Raw genomic sequence first — 12,718 nt, forward strand, 5'->3', positions numbered from 1 at the left:
AGAATCAATGAACCTCCGGTGAGACTCCGCTCTCAGCTTCAGTAAACAAAGATTGCAACAGACTCTACAGGTCTATTTTGTGGCTAATATTGCCTTGCTAATTATCAGATTTTTATTCGCAAGGAAACATAGTATGAAAAAACAGATCAGTGCCCTTTTTGTAACACTGGTGTTGTCTAATACTGCGCTGGCCTCTGAATGGGGATATGAAGGGCATCATGGCCCGGAGCATTGGGGCAACGTTGCAAAAGAGTGTGCAATGGGTAAAAACCAAAGCCCTATCAACATAGCGCAACCCGTCGAAGCAGAGATGAAAGCGCTTGAGCTGAACTATGCTGGTCAGGTCGTTTCTTTGACCAATAATGGTCACACTCTGCAGGCTGGAGTGAGCGGGGAAAACGTTTTTCATGTTGACGCTAAAAGCTTTAAACTTAAACAGTTTCATTTTCACACACCGTCCGAGAATGTAATAAGGGGAAAACAGTATCCTTTGGAAGCGCATTTTGTACATGCTGACAGCGAAGGAAACCTGGCTGTTGTCGCGGTGATGTTTGATACGGGGAGTCAGAATCCGCTACTCAGTGAGCTGACGGCAAAAATGCCGACGGTAGGTGAACAAGTCACCTTATCGCACGCTTTTGATGTCGCTGCGCTCCTGCCTAAGCAGCAAGACTACTATCGCTTTAATGGCTCTTTAACCACACCACCGTGTAGCGAGGGGGTTCGTTGGTTTGTTCTCAAACAAGCTTCTGAGCTTTCGAGCAGTCAAACCGAACAGTTGATGTCTGTCATGGGGCACAATAATCGTCCGCTGCAGCCACTAAATGCACGTACTGTGCTAAGCAAAGACTAATAGCAAGCAGAGCCCAAACCGGGCTCTGTTCATTTAAGCCTTCTCAGTAGACGATATACCCGCTTGGAATGGATCGAGTTTGATGGTTTGGGTCGGGAACGCGATGTCGGCGCCATTTTGCTGAATGATCTCCATCACTTTTAGTAGCACATCTTGTTTCACACTGTGGTATTCGACCCAGTTAACGGTTTTTGTGAAGGTGTAGATGAAGAAATTCAGTGACGATGGACCAAACGTATTGAAGTTAACAATGAGCGTTTGTGTGGCATCAATATCGGGATGTTGTTCCAGCATCTTGCGCACTTGCTCAATGATTAAAGGCAATTTCTGGTTGTCATCATAGCGAACGCCGATGGTTTCATTAATGCGCCGATTGAGCATACGCGATGGATTTTCAACCACGATGTTACTGAACACGGAATTGGGTACATAGAGTGGCCGTTTCTCAAAAGTACGGATGCTGGTCATCCGCCAGCCAATGCGCTCAACGGTTCCTTCGATTTGACGGTCTGGAGAGCGGATCCAATCACCGACTTTAAACGGGCGATCAAAATAGATCATCAAACCGCCAAAGAAGTTGGATAAGAGATCTTTGGCAGCGAGACCGACTATCAAACCACCTACACCACCAAAGGTCAGTAACCCTGATAAACTAAGACCGAAGGCTTGCATCATAGTGAGCATTGCAATGGCTAAGAAAAACAGTCGAGAGACTTTAGCAATCGCTTGAACCGTGGTTTCATCATGATTTGCCTGAGCGAGAACATAGTCTTCTATCCGGCTGATCAAGCGCATAACGATCCAAACAAACAGGGCGATAAGCAGCAGCCGTTGAGTCATCCCAAGCCAAGCCAGCTGTTTACCAGTTTGACTTTGTACGGCGATTGCCAGAGAGAAGGTGGCGGGCCACAACCAGATCAAAGTACTGATCGGAGTTTGGAGTGACTCCACCAAGATATCGTCCCAATGCAGACGAGTTTTGCTTGCCAGTAGACGTGATACAACCAAACGCCAAATCAACCACGCGACACCACTGCCAATAGTCATGAACAGCACACTGCCGAACCAATCTTGGTGATTGCTAAAAAGAGTGCGTTGTAGTTCAAGTAGCCAATCGTTCATAATTTTTTGTTTTTGCAAGTAAAAGCCAAAAGGTAACAGAAAATCGGCGCTTATCACAGGCCATACGTAGGTAAGTAGTGAACGACTGTTTTTAACACCTCATCCCGTTTTTTCGTCGCATCAACGCTCATAATGATGTGATCTTCCTTGTATTTTGTGCAATCTGTTCCGTTTCTGTGGCAGAAAATCGGCGCTTTTTTGACTTACAACTAACACTTTAGTTATTAATGTATGAGAGTGTCATGCCGATAGCGAATAAATGAGGATCAATCATGGAGTTTACTGAACAGGATCGTATCGCGTTATACGATCTCTGGATGTCACAGAAAGCGAAAATGCACATTACGCAGATGGAAATGACGAAACGCCTTGGCTTGAATCATCATGAGTTTTCTTCTCTGCTGAGAGGAAACGCACCATTAACGCTTGGATTCGTCCATCAGCTTTGCGAGCAGTTGCATGTTCAGCCAGCGAAAGTGATTCCCTCATTATCTCAGCGTAATCTAAGCGATTCGCAGTCTATTTTCCTGCAAAGTCGCGTGACGGTTGATGGTGTAATTAAGAACGTGTTTGTTGATGGTAACCAAGTGGTGATTGAATACGAACATCAACTGAATTAATGCATAGGCAAGCTTATAAAAAGAAATGCGGCTCCGAATGGGAGCCGCTTTCTTTTTTTATTTTTATACCAAACGCACGCGTGAGGTGATTGACGTTGTTAGTGAGATCCGATACTGCAGATGCGATATCAGGTCACTGAGATGAGTAAACATTAGTACCGATTCTATCAACAGGCAAATTCTCAAATGATTATTTGTGCATTTAGTCTATTTTTGTGTGATGTTAATTCCATAATTACTATGGATTATTGTTGAAACGATGAGTTTTGACTATCGAGCAGAGTGGAAATGAAGTAAGCGGCAGCCGAACAGTTGCCGAATTTTACTAGGCTTTTATCGCTGTGCAGAAGCTCACATCGGCGTGGTGAGTTTGTGGATCGTAGGAGTGATAGAGCTCAAAACAAGGCCGATCATCAGAATCTAATCCTTGCTCAACCAGTTGTTCCATCAGTTCTTCCCAAGCAAGAGGATACTGCTTAACATCCGTAATCGTTCTACGCATACAGGCATAGTGGCCACCGGGAAATGGCTTTATTTCAACGTCATTATTGCCTTCTACCGCTTCATCAAGCAATAAACAAACGTCGGTGCGGCATTTCTCCGCTGGCGTAATTTCCGGGTTGTCGTGATAGATAAAAATACAGGTATTACCCGCCAATCCTCTTGGGCCTGCCCACTGATAAAGTTTTTGTGTTGCTGGTTCATAATTCTTCCCATACTCGCCAGTTACACGTACAAACGCCAAATGGCTCGCCGGAAAATGTTGCATGTCCATGGTTATACTCCCTGTGTGAGATTTCATTCTAGTGTAGGCTGAACTGCGTTTCTCGACGTGTCCATTCTTGCGTAATGTGTGTCCTATCTTGCTGTTTCTGAGTAATTCAGCAAACTCGCTGATATTCTCACACTTCCTGACTTGAGATGGAGTCAATGCAAAATGCTGTTTGAATGCTTTTGCCAAGCTCTGAGAACTGGAAAAACCAAAGCTTAATGCGGTTTCGGTGACGCTCAGTTTACGGTAAAACAGGAGATTGGCGACTTTCTCCAAGCGCAATCTTCGAAGATGTTCATTTAAGGTTTCTCCGGTGACGGCTTTGAAAATTCGGTGAAAATGATAGGGGGAGAGGTGTGCAAGTGCAGCGACTTCTTCTAAGTTTAGTGGCTCATCAAAATGCGTTTCGAGATGACGTATGACGGGGAGCAGCCGTTTATGGTAGTCGGTTTTCATCAAAGTGCCGTTTGCAGTTGTCTTGATGAAAAGGGTAAATGAAAAGTTGCGTTGAGTGAAAGAGAGCGAAGACCATTTTGTGCAATCGCAGATAAAAAAAGAGCCAACCGCAAAAGCTGCGCTTGGCTTATATACTTGTGAACAATCTGGTTCACTAACAACGTCAGTTGGCTAGGTGACCCTCGGCTTAATAAGGGTCAGTTAGTATAAAGCACTATCCGTGCCAACTTTTAAAAGGGCGAAATTAGGCGATTTTTGTCTGGTTTCTGTGATATTGATTGCTTAATGTGTGACCTTTCTTTGCAAAACGCAATTGCATTTTGCACTTTGCATTTAAAATGCTACTGATAGCATGGGTAAATAGCATATTTTCCCGGCGATCTATTCGCCTGAAAAGAAGACGGGAGCCAGTTGCTCCCGTCGGTCAGAATTGGATAGTGAGCATTGCACTAGAGCATGACCAAGCTCGCTGTGCCTAAAAAAGCAAAAAAGCCAACTACATCGGTTACAGTTGTAAGGATCACCGAACCTGCCAGAGCGGGGTCGAGTTCAAACTTGTCGAGCACAATCGGGATCAAAACACCAAACATGGCAGCGGTGATGATGTTCACCACAATCGCTAAGGAAATCGTCGCGCCAATGACGGGAGACTGAAACCATAACGCCGCCAAACCGCCGATGATCACCGCCCAAAGAAGCCCATTGATTGCGCCGATACTAAACTCGTTTTTGAACAGCGCGAAACGGTTACCGGGAGTAATCTGGTTGAGGGCCATCGCACGTACCATGAGGGTCAATGTTTGGCTGCCCGCAATGCCACCCATCGAGGCGACGATGGGCATCAGTACTGCGAGCGCGACCACTTGGGCGATCACCTCTTCAAACAGACCAATTGTGATGGAGGCCAGAATCGCCGTCAGCAGATTAATGCCGAGCCAAACGCCACGTTTCTTTGAGCTTTTCATCACCGGAGCAAACAAGTCGTCGCCTTCATCCATACCGGTACCCGCCATGAGTCGAGCTTCGTAGATTTCTCTTTGCGTGGTTAGGGCAAATTGCCAGTCAATTTCACCGACCAAGGTTTGGTCTTCATCCACGACAGGCAGTGCGGGTAACGAGCTGTGTTCCACCGCTTCAACGGCTTCTGACAGTGCCATTTTACTGCTGAGTAAATTGACCGGATCGATGGCGAGATTTTTTAGCGTGGTTGTGCCTTCGCTGCGCAGAATCTTGTAGTAATTGACCACGCCGCGAAATTGCTTCTTCTTATTAATCAGATAAATCTGCTGTGGCGTGTCATAGCTGTAGCGCGCCATCAAACGCTTCGCACGATCAACCGAAATGGTGAAAGGAAGAGTGATGATTTTTCGCTCTGCCCAGCGGCCAAGCTCATCATCCCCATACTGGTTGGCCAGATCGAACAGTTCCAGTTCGTCTTTTTCGATCAATGAAAGTGCTTCATTGATGATCTCTTCTGGCAAAGAGTCCGACCACTCGATCAGCGAAAGGTTGTCGAGTTTGGCCAGCGTCAGCTTGAGTTCGACTTCCGATAGCGCAGTAATGATCGAGTAGCGCACCTCAGAGCGCATGTCAGTCAGCACATCAATGTGCATCTCTAGCGGCAATGCGCGCCATAAACGCACACGGTCATCGACAGGGAAAGCTTCGAGAATCAGCGCCACGGAACCCGATTCAAGACCGTGTTCGATGGATTCGTTTATTAAGGCGATCTGTTCTGAGTCATCTGCTTTGGCTATCTGTTCGATAAGCAGGGGCAGATCTTGGAATTCGCTCACAAAGCATCCCCCGAAATAAAAAATGAAAAATTGCGAGAGTTAAGGTACTTGAAAGTCGATGAAATTCAATGGTTGTGTGGAAAAATAATCAAACAGGCTGTAACAACGCTTTTTCTTTGTGCAGAGCAACGGTAGTGAGATAACGGCTAAGCGGTGTTTTTAATATCCAGCTTGCAGAGAAGGTTCAACCTAAACGAGCTGATGCACATTTCTTTGCGTTTATGATCAATATTTCGCTTTGTGTGGTGAGTACACTGATTTGCGGCGTGCCGCTGGAACAGATTGCCCAGCGGCTAGGCTATAGCAGCCTGACGGGGTTTAGCCGCATGTTTAAGAAACATCGCGGTGTGACGCCCAAACAGTACCAGCAGCGTTTACAGGAACGTTTACTCTGAAGATGAGGCTGGCTGATGCCAACGCTCGCCATAGGCAGATGAGTAATCGGGCGCGGGATAGCCAGCATGCTCCGGCACTGGGATGAGCGGGCCGACCACAGTCCGGTAGGGTAACACGCCTGCCCAAACGGGCCTGTCGAGATCCGCTTCATCATCGTTCACGCCAAAAGCACTGATTTTCACCGAAGCTTCGTTGAGGGGAATGGCCAACAGCTGCGTCGCGGTTAACTCTTTGTGATTGCTAAGGCGCACTTGCTGCGTGCGGCCGGGGGCGATCTGTTCAATGAAGTGATTAAGCAAACGATCTTTTTCTTGTTCATCATCGATGACGTGAAAACAGCCAAACACCACAGCACAGCGATAGTGAGCGCTGTGATGAAAGGCAGAACGCGCCAGTACCCAACCATCAAACAAGGTAAAGGTGAGACAGGTTGCAGTGCCCGCTTGGAGTGATTTAATTAGCCGACTGTTGCGCGCGCCGTGGATATAAACATGATCCTCGACTCGCCATGCCAGCATGGGAATCACGACGGGGCCGGACTCTTCTTCGATCGCGATGTGGGCAATCAGGCTCTCATCAATAATCTGATGCAGCTTCTCAGTGTCGAATACCGCTTTACGCGCGGCTTTGTTGATTTGGGTTCTTTTGCTGTTTGATAACATGTCCTTTCCTACTGCATGTTGAATTCTTTGCGTTATAAATACGAATTAATTGGACTGGCATAAAGTGCCAATTTTGGATTATTGTTAGATCCAATTAACACAAGGAGTGGCTGATGATCCCGATAGACAGTGGTGATCTAAGAGTTGAGCGGCAGGGAAGTCATTTACAGCAGGCGCTCTATTTGGCGATTCGCGACAAGATTATGCATGGGCTTTGGAGCAACCAAGGGCGATTGCCGGCGACCCGAAAATTAGCGGAAGAGTTGGCGGTGAGTCGCAATACGGTTACCGCTGCCTACGAGCAGCTTTGTGCCGAAGGTTATATCGAGAGTCGGCGCGGCGCCGGTTTTTACGTTGCAGTGGAACTGCCCGAGCACTATTTGGCTAGTGGAAAACCCGACGCGTCGTTGCAGGAAGTCAGCGATGAAGAACAGCCAGAGAAAATCAATCAAGCGTTTGCGCCCGGCGTGCCGGATTTGCAGCAGTTTCCGCTGGTGCTGTGGCAAAAACAGTTACAGCGGCAGTTAGTGCGTAAAAACGCTCTCGGCAATCAATCGATCAAAGGTTGTTTAGAGCTGCGTGTCGCCATTGCCCACTATTTAGCGACCAGTCGCTCAGTGCAATGTACAGCAGAGCAGATTGTCATCACGTCCGGCGCACAGCAGGCGCTCACGATCGCCACGTTATGCGTCATGGGGTGTGGCGATCGTTTGCTGATGGAAGAGCCGGGCTATACGCAAATGCGTAAGGTCGCGACGCTTTTCGGCATTGAAATTGAAAGGCTGCCTGTGCAAGTCAAGCAAGGCATTAACGTGCAGCAAGTTTGCCAAAGTACGTGCCGTGCTGTCTATCTGACGCCAAGCAACCAGTATCCGATGGGAACCACACTGAACACAGAACAGCGGTTGCAGATTATCGATTGGGTAAGAGAAAAGCAGCGGTGGATCATTGAAGATGACTATGACAGCGAGTTTCAGTTTGCGCATCGACCTTACACCAGTTTGCAAGGGCTGGCGGCGCAAGTCGGCGAAGCGCAGCAGGTCATCTATGTCGGTTCGTTTAGCAAGGTGATGTTCAATGGACTGCGCCTTGGCTATGTGGTGCTGCCCAAAGCTTTGGTCGAGAAGGCGTGTACGATTAAAGATGCCCTCACCGGTGATTCGCCTACGCACACCCAACTGGCGTTGGCGCAGTTTATTGCTGAAGGGGATTTGATGCGGCACATTCGCAAGATGCGCCGCATCTACAAGCAAAAACATCAGCAGATGGTGGAAAGTATTGCGCGACATTTCGCTTCAGAGCTCGAAATCATCAGTCAAGCCGCCGGATTACACATCACAGTGCGTTGGTGGCAGGGCATCACTGAGCAAGAGTGGGTACGACGCGCTAAGGAGAACGGTATTATCGTGCGGCCGCTGAGCTATTATGAGCATAGCGCCTATGAACACAGCTCCTATGAACAGAGCGCCGAACAGCAACGCGATTGGCATGGTGCGGTGCTGGGATTTGGCAATGTTCGTATTGAGGATATTGACGACAAAGTGGCACTGCTGGCAAGCTTGTTCAAGGCCGATTCTGCCGTGACTTAAAGGAACTCTATTATGTGTCGTTGGTTAGCCTATCAAGGAGAGCCGATTTATCTTGATGAACTGGTATACAAGCCAGAGCATTCTCTTGTGCATCAAAGCCTTGAGGCGAGAAAAGCGGTAACACGCGTCAACGCCGACGGCTTTGGTTTGGGTTGGTATACCGAACGCTCAACGCCAGGGCAGTTTCACGAAGTGCTGCCTGCTTGGGGAGATGAAAACTTACGCTCGCTGGCGCACCATATTCGCTCTCACCGTTTTATGGCGCATGTGCGTTCGTCAACGGGCGCTTCCGTCTCCCGTTCGAATTGCCACCCATTTATCTTCGAAAACTGGATGTTTTTGCACAACGGGCAAATTGCCTGTTTTGAGCAAGTGAAATTTGCCCTTGAGCGCTTGCTGCCGGAGAGTCTCTACGTGCAAAAGCGCGGCACGACTGACAGCGAGTTGCTGTTTTTGCTGATGCTCAAAAACGGTTTGCAAGATGATGCGCTCAGCGCGATTCGCCGCACGCTGGCTGAGGTGAATCATGCCATGAGTGATAAAACCATCTGTGAGCCTTTTAAAGCATCGATTTGCATTTCCGATGGCGAGCAGTTTTGGGTAGTCCGTTATAGCTCGGCAGGTGAGCCGCCGACGGTATTTATCGAGCAAAAAGGACAAGCGATCATCTTGGCCTCAGAGCCGCTGGATGCGGCAGGTAACTGGCAAAAAATAGCGCCACAGACCGTGACGCACATTCATCATCAGCAGATCGACAGCCACAGCATAGACTAAATCTGCGCTTTTTTAGCTTGTTTTTGCCCTTGGAAAAGAAACAGAGAGAAGATGGTTAACGCGTAGAGCATTGACCATCCTAAACAGACGAAAACCAAGGTACACAGCACAAGAGATAACGCTGCCAGCCATTTGGCGCTGCCAGTTAGCAGTTTATAAGCCGCCAGCATGGCAAGCAGGTAAACCAAAACGAACACACTGTTGGCCAGTTTAAGGAAGAACTCCAAATCTAGGCCAGATAAATAACCGACCAAGCAGGCAAGGGCTAAGACTATGCCGACGCTTAACGTTGCGTTAAATGGTACGCCACGTGAGGAAAGTCGAGCCATCTTGCCTTGCGGCTTATGAGCTCTGGCTTGCGCCCAGATCATGCGTGATAGGCTTTGCGTGTAGAGATTGACGCTGGCAAAGCAAGCAGAAAAACCAATGATGCTGATTAACACCTTGGCATTAGCGCCAAAGAGCTGCTCGCTCAACCATGGGATAGAAGCACTATCAAACTGTGCGCTGCCGTACGCGCCAAATTTGAGGATCACCACCGAACAGGCCCAGTAGGTTGCCCCAGCAACAAAACAGCCAATAATGATGGCGATGGGGAAATCTCGCTGCGGATTTTTAAACTCTTCCCCCATATGGGCAAATGCTTCAATGCCGACAAAACACCAGAACATCACCGCCAATGCCGTGGTGATCGAATAGAGCGCGCTGCTTTCAAGGGCCGGCATGTGCAGGTCACTCATGCCGACATCGCCTTGCCAGAAAAAAGCGCCGACCAGCGCGAAAATGGCCAGTGCAATCGCGGTTTGTAGGTGACCAGACGATTTTGCTCCAAGCAGATTAACGCCGACTAATAACGCCACGGTGATCAATTGTGCGCTGAGATTGCCATCCAGTGGCGCTGGCAAGAGTTGTTGCAAAAAGCCCGCAGCTAAAGCAATCGCAGCAGGTACACCAACGGGAATGACCGAAACAAACAGCCAAGCCACTGCGCTTTCTAAGCGAGGGTTAAAGGCTTGGCGAACGAAATAAGCCGTTCCGCCAGCATTGGGATAACGCTTGCCTAACTGCGCAAACGTCAGCGCCACCGGGCAAATGAGCACAAACAGAATCAGCCAAGCCCACAGCGAGTAGTGACCCGCGATACCGGCGGCGATCGCCGGGATCATAAATAGCCCGGTGCCCATGAGGGTAGTGGAGAGCTGTCCGATACCGGACAGTAAAGTAATTTCCTGTTTGAGTTGACCCATGGAGCGCTCCCTGCGTGCCTTAACGCTTATTTTTATCATCAATAGTGTGAAATCAATCCGACTCAGCATACTGGGTTCTGCACGAAAACACAGCAGACAATTTGCCTTGTTTGAGCGACGAATTGACGGAATCAGGGGCTTTCTCTTGGCAAAACGGCGCTAGTTAGGTGGAGATGGGTATCTGCGTGATTTACGGGTAGAATGCAACGACAAAAAGGAGAGGTTGCAGTGAGAAAAGATGGATAAGTTTGATAAAAAAATCATCACCATGTTGCGAGAGGATGCGCGTTGTTCTGTCACCGACATCGCCAAAGCGGTGAACCTGTCGCGTTCCGCGGTCGCGGCACGGATCAATAAGCTGGAAAGTGATGGGGTGATTTTAGGCTACCATGCTGACATTGCCGACCCGGCAGCGGGGGAGAAAATCGGCGCGTACTTGGCACTGAAATTTGATACCTCCTCATCCAGCCATTTTTGCGAGTCATACGCCAAGCAAATTTACCTGATTGATGGCGTTAAGTGGTGCCATGCGATCAGCGGAGAAACCGACATGATGCTGTATGTCGAAGTGGCCAGCATGACACGCTTAAATCAAATTCGTGAAGAGATTCAGGCTTATCCGGATCTCAAACACGTGATGACTCACATGGTGTTGAATGAATTTTTTAATATCTGCAAAGTGAGCAAGTAATGAAAACAGGCCGTTTCTTACTGGCAAACAGTGTCTTGCAAACAAACCGACTCTTTTGGCTGTGTGAGTCGCAGCACATCGGATACTGGTTAAGGAAGCGTTTATGCTAAGCAACATCAACCTCAATTTGCTGCGTTCGCTGCATGTTCTGTTGGACGAGTGCCATGTTAGCCGAGCGGCTGAGCGTTTGCACATCACCCAATCGGCGATGAGCCGTCAGTTGGCACAACTGCGAGAATTGTGTGGCGACCCGCTTTTGGTTCGCGATGGCAATCGACTTGTCCCTACCGCTCGCGCGTTGGCGTTACAGAGCAAGTTATTGGGTCTGCTGGATGAGTTTGAACATCTATTTGCGGCACCTTCTTTTGTACCCGAGCAGTGGCAAGGGGAGTTTGTTTTCGCCTCAAGTGACTACGTCGCACAATATATTTTCCCAGCGGCCGCGCAGGCGCTTATGCAGCAAGCGCCGAGACTTAATCTCAGCTATCGTTTGTGGCAACCGAGCTATCTGACGGCGCTACTCGACAGTGGTATTCATCTCGCTTCGACCATGTTGCCTCAGGCGCCACGCGATCTTTCCAGTGTGCACATCGGGCAGGATAGTTCGGTCTGTCTGATGCGCGCGGATCATCCGCTGGCGCAGCAATCATCACTGAGCTTGGATGCTTTTCTCGCTTACTCACACATTAAAGTCACCGGTGGCGGCGATAAAGACTCGGCCACCGATCGCGCGCTGGGTGAAAAAGGGCTAGCACGCCGCATAGCGCTGCAAGTACCTTTTTTCACCGCCGCGGTCAACTGTCTGCTGCAAAGCGATCACCTGATGGTGGTACCAAAGCATATCGCAGTGAATTTGGCAAAAAACCACCCTCTGGTCGATCTTCCGCTGCCGCTTTCCACCGAGCCGCATCAATACTGGCTGATGTGGCATCCCAAATACGATAGCGATTTAGCGCACCGCTGGGCAAGGGAAGTGGTGTTAGCCATTATGCTCAGTTGCCAGTACTCAATCGGTATGATTTCAGATCATCATCATCATGAAGAAGTTTGATTTCATTTCATTTTCAACACAGGTTACTGTGCAGTTTTACTGGAGATGAACATGACACTGACGGTTTGGCTATCACTATTTACGATTTGTATTCTAGGCGCAATGTCGCCCGGCCCGAGTTTGGCGATTGTGGCGAAACATGCGCTTGCTGGCGGGCGAAAAAACGGTTTGGCGACCAGTTGGGCACACGCGTTTGGTATTGGTATTTACGCCTTTGTTACCCTGATCGGCTTGGCGGTGGTACTGCAACAATCCCCGCTGCTGTTTAAAACCATTAGTTACGCTGGGGCGGCCTATCTGGCGTATTTGGGCGTGAACGCGCTGCGCTCAAAAGGTGGCGTGGCTGCCAAGTTGGAATCGGGCGAGCAGACATCCGTATGGCAATCAGCAAAAGAGGGCTTTTTGATCTCGATTCTCAGCCCAAAAATTGCGCTGTTCTTTATTGCTTTGTTTAGCCAGTTTGTTGCGCTGGGCAATGAGTTGAGTAATCAAGTCATCATCGTTGCGACGCCGTTTATTGTCGATGGCTTGTGGTACACCTTTATCACCATAGTGTTATCGAGTTCCAAAGTGGTGGATAAGATCCGCGCCAAAGCGCAGTTGATTGATCGGCTGTCAGGCGTAGTGCTGATTCTGTTGGCGCTGCGTGTGGTGGTGACGATTTAGCGAATACTCACTGCAATAAAAAA

General features: G+C 48.8%; 13 protein-coding genes. 8 read left to right on the forward strand and 5 right to left on the reverse strand.

What is annotated here, in order from left to right; all coding sequences use genetic code 11:
- The first annotated feature begins 133 nt into the window (after nucleotides 1-133).
- Entirely contained in the window at nucleotides 134-853 is a 720-nt protein-coding gene (locus EA26_RS09550; protein ID WP_039427090.1) for a carbonic anhydrase, read from the forward strand.
- A 33-nt stretch (nucleotides 854-886) separates the two neighbouring features.
- On the opposite strand, the gene EA26_RS09555 is transcribed toward EA26_RS09550, so the two are convergent.
- Complete coding sequence (locus EA26_RS09555) at nucleotides 887-1,975, reverse strand: mechanosensitive ion channel family protein (RefSeq protein WP_039428949.1); 1,089 nt, start codon at nucleotides 1,973-1,975, stop codon at nucleotides 887-889.
- Nucleotides 1,976-2,247: 272 nt separating this feature from the next.
- Here EA26_RS09555 and EA26_RS09560 point away from each other — a divergent pair, with 272 nt between their 5' ends.
- Complete coding sequence (locus EA26_RS09560; protein WP_039427092.1) at nucleotides 2,248-2,595, forward strand: hypothetical protein; 348 nt, start codon at nucleotides 2,248-2,250, stop codon at nucleotides 2,593-2,595.
- A 325-nt stretch (nucleotides 2,596-2,920) separates the two neighbouring features.
- Here the strand turns inward: EA26_RS09560 and EA26_RS09565 are convergent, their stop codons facing one another.
- A complete protein-coding gene (locus EA26_RS09565) occupies nucleotides 2,921-3,823 on the reverse strand; it encodes an AraC family transcriptional regulator (protein WP_039427093.1) in 903 nt (300 codons plus the stop codon).
- 449 nt (nucleotides 3,824-4,272) lie between these two features.
- Nucleotides 4,273-5,619 (reverse strand): magnesium transporter, encoded by a 1,347-nt coding sequence (locus EA26_RS09570; protein WP_039427094.1) that lies wholly within the window; start codon nucleotides 5,617-5,619, stop codon nucleotides 4,273-4,275.
- 164 nt (nucleotides 5,620-5,783) lie between these two features.
- Here EA26_RS09570 and EA26_RS20425 point away from each other — a divergent pair, with 164 nt between their 5' ends.
- Complete coding sequence (locus EA26_RS20425; RefSeq protein ID WP_265183019.1) at nucleotides 5,784-6,014, forward strand: helix-turn-helix domain-containing protein; 231 nt, start codon at nucleotides 5,784-5,786, stop codon at nucleotides 6,012-6,014.
- Here the strand turns inward: EA26_RS20425 and EA26_RS09575 are convergent.
- Complete coding sequence (locus tag EA26_RS09575; protein ID WP_039427096.1) at nucleotides 6,006-6,677, reverse strand: pyridoxamine 5'-phosphate oxidase family protein; 672 nt, start codon at nucleotides 6,675-6,677, stop codon at nucleotides 6,006-6,008. The genes EA26_RS20425 and EA26_RS09575 overlap by 9 nt on opposite strands.
- 113 nt (nucleotides 6,678-6,790) lie before the next feature.
- Between EA26_RS09575 and pdxR the strand changes: the two genes are divergently transcribed.
- Both pdxR and EA26_RS09585 read left to right on the forward strand, forming a co-directional pair.
- Complete coding sequence (pdxR, locus tag EA26_RS09580; RefSeq protein WP_039427098.1) at nucleotides 6,791-8,266, forward strand: MocR-like pyridoxine biosynthesis transcription factor PdxR; 1,476 nt, start codon at nucleotides 6,791-6,793, stop codon at nucleotides 8,264-8,266.
- A gap of 12 nt (nucleotides 8,267-8,278) precedes the next feature.
- Nucleotides 8,279-9,040, forward strand: coding sequence for a class II glutamine amidotransferase (locus EA26_RS09585; RefSeq protein ID WP_039427100.1), 762 nt, complete (start codon nucleotides 8,279-8,281; stop codon nucleotides 9,038-9,040).
- Here EA26_RS09585 and yjeH read toward each other — a convergent pair.
- Nucleotides 9,037-10,287 (reverse strand): L-methionine/branched-chain amino acid transporter, encoded by a 1,251-nt coding sequence (gene yjeH / locus EA26_RS09590; protein WP_039427102.1) that lies wholly within the window; start codon nucleotides 10,285-10,287, stop codon nucleotides 9,037-9,039. The genes EA26_RS09585 and yjeH overlap by 4 nt on opposite strands.
- A gap of 238 nt (nucleotides 10,288-10,525) precedes the next feature.
- Between yjeH and EA26_RS09595 the strand changes: the two genes are divergently transcribed.
- From EA26_RS09595 to EA26_RS09605, 3 genes are all read left to right on the forward strand, one after another.
- Entirely contained in the window at nucleotides 10,526-10,978 is a 453-nt protein-coding gene (locus EA26_RS09595) for an Lrp/AsnC family transcriptional regulator (RefSeq protein WP_039427104.1), read from the forward strand.
- A 103-nt stretch (nucleotides 10,979-11,081) separates the two neighbouring features.
- The gene (locus EA26_RS09600) at nucleotides 11,082-12,029 is read left to right on the forward strand and encodes a LysR family transcriptional regulator (RefSeq protein ID WP_039427105.1); all 948 of its coding nucleotides are present in this window, start codon (nucleotides 11,082-11,084) and stop codon (nucleotides 12,027-12,029) included.
- Nucleotides 12,030-12,080: 51 nt separating this feature from the next.
- On the forward strand, nucleotides 12,081-12,695 hold the full coding sequence (locus EA26_RS09605) for a LysE family translocator (protein ID WP_039427106.1): 615 nt from the start codon (nucleotides 12,081-12,083) through the stop codon (nucleotides 12,693-12,695).
- Nucleotides 12,696-12,718: the final 23 nt, after the last annotated feature.

Origin of the sequence: Vibrio navarrensis (assembly GCF_000764325.1) — a bacterium.
In the GTDB taxonomy this organism is placed as follows: domain Bacteria; phylum Pseudomonadota; class Gammaproteobacteria; order Enterobacterales; family Vibrionaceae; genus Vibrio; species Vibrio navarrensis.

Bases quoted from the DNA above. Each gene is read 5' to 3' on its own strand.
- EA26_RS09550 (WP_039427090.1), top strand. From the start codon at position 134: ATGAAAAAACAGATCAGTGCCCTTTTTGTAACACTGGTGTTGTCTAAT.
- EA26_RS09555 (WP_039428949.1), bottom strand. From the start codon at position 1,975: ATGAACGATTGGCTACTTGAACTACAACGCACTCTTTTTAGCAATCAC.
- EA26_RS09560 (WP_039427092.1), top strand. From the start codon at position 2,248: ATGGAGTTTACTGAACAGGATCGTATCGCGTTATACGATCTCTGGATG.
- EA26_RS09565 (WP_039427093.1), bottom strand. From the start codon at position 3,823: ATGAAAACCGACTACCATAAACGGCTGCTCCCCGTCATACGTCATCTC.
- EA26_RS09575 (WP_039427096.1), bottom strand. From the start codon at position 6,677: ATGTTATCAAACAGCAAAAGAACCCAAATCAACAAAGCCGCGCGTAAA.
- pdxR (WP_039427098.1), top strand. From the start codon at position 6,791: ATGATCCCGATAGACAGTGGTGATCTAAGAGTTGAGCGGCAGGGAAGT.
- EA26_RS09585 (WP_039427100.1), top strand. From the start codon at position 8,279: ATGTGTCGTTGGTTAGCCTATCAAGGAGAGCCGATTTATCTTGATGAA.
- yjeH (WP_039427102.1), bottom strand. From the start codon at position 10,287: ATGGGTCAACTCAAACAGGAAATTACTTTACTGTCCGGTATCGGACAG.
- EA26_RS09595 (WP_039427104.1), top strand. From the start codon at position 10,526: ATGGATAAGTTTGATAAAAAAATCATCACCATGTTGCGAGAGGATGCG.
- EA26_RS09600 (WP_039427105.1), top strand. From the start codon at position 11,082: ATGCTAAGCAACATCAACCTCAATTTGCTGCGTTCGCTGCATGTTCTG.
- EA26_RS09605 (WP_039427106.1), top strand. From the start codon at position 12,081: ATGACACTGACGGTTTGGCTATCACTATTTACGATTTGTATTCTAGGC.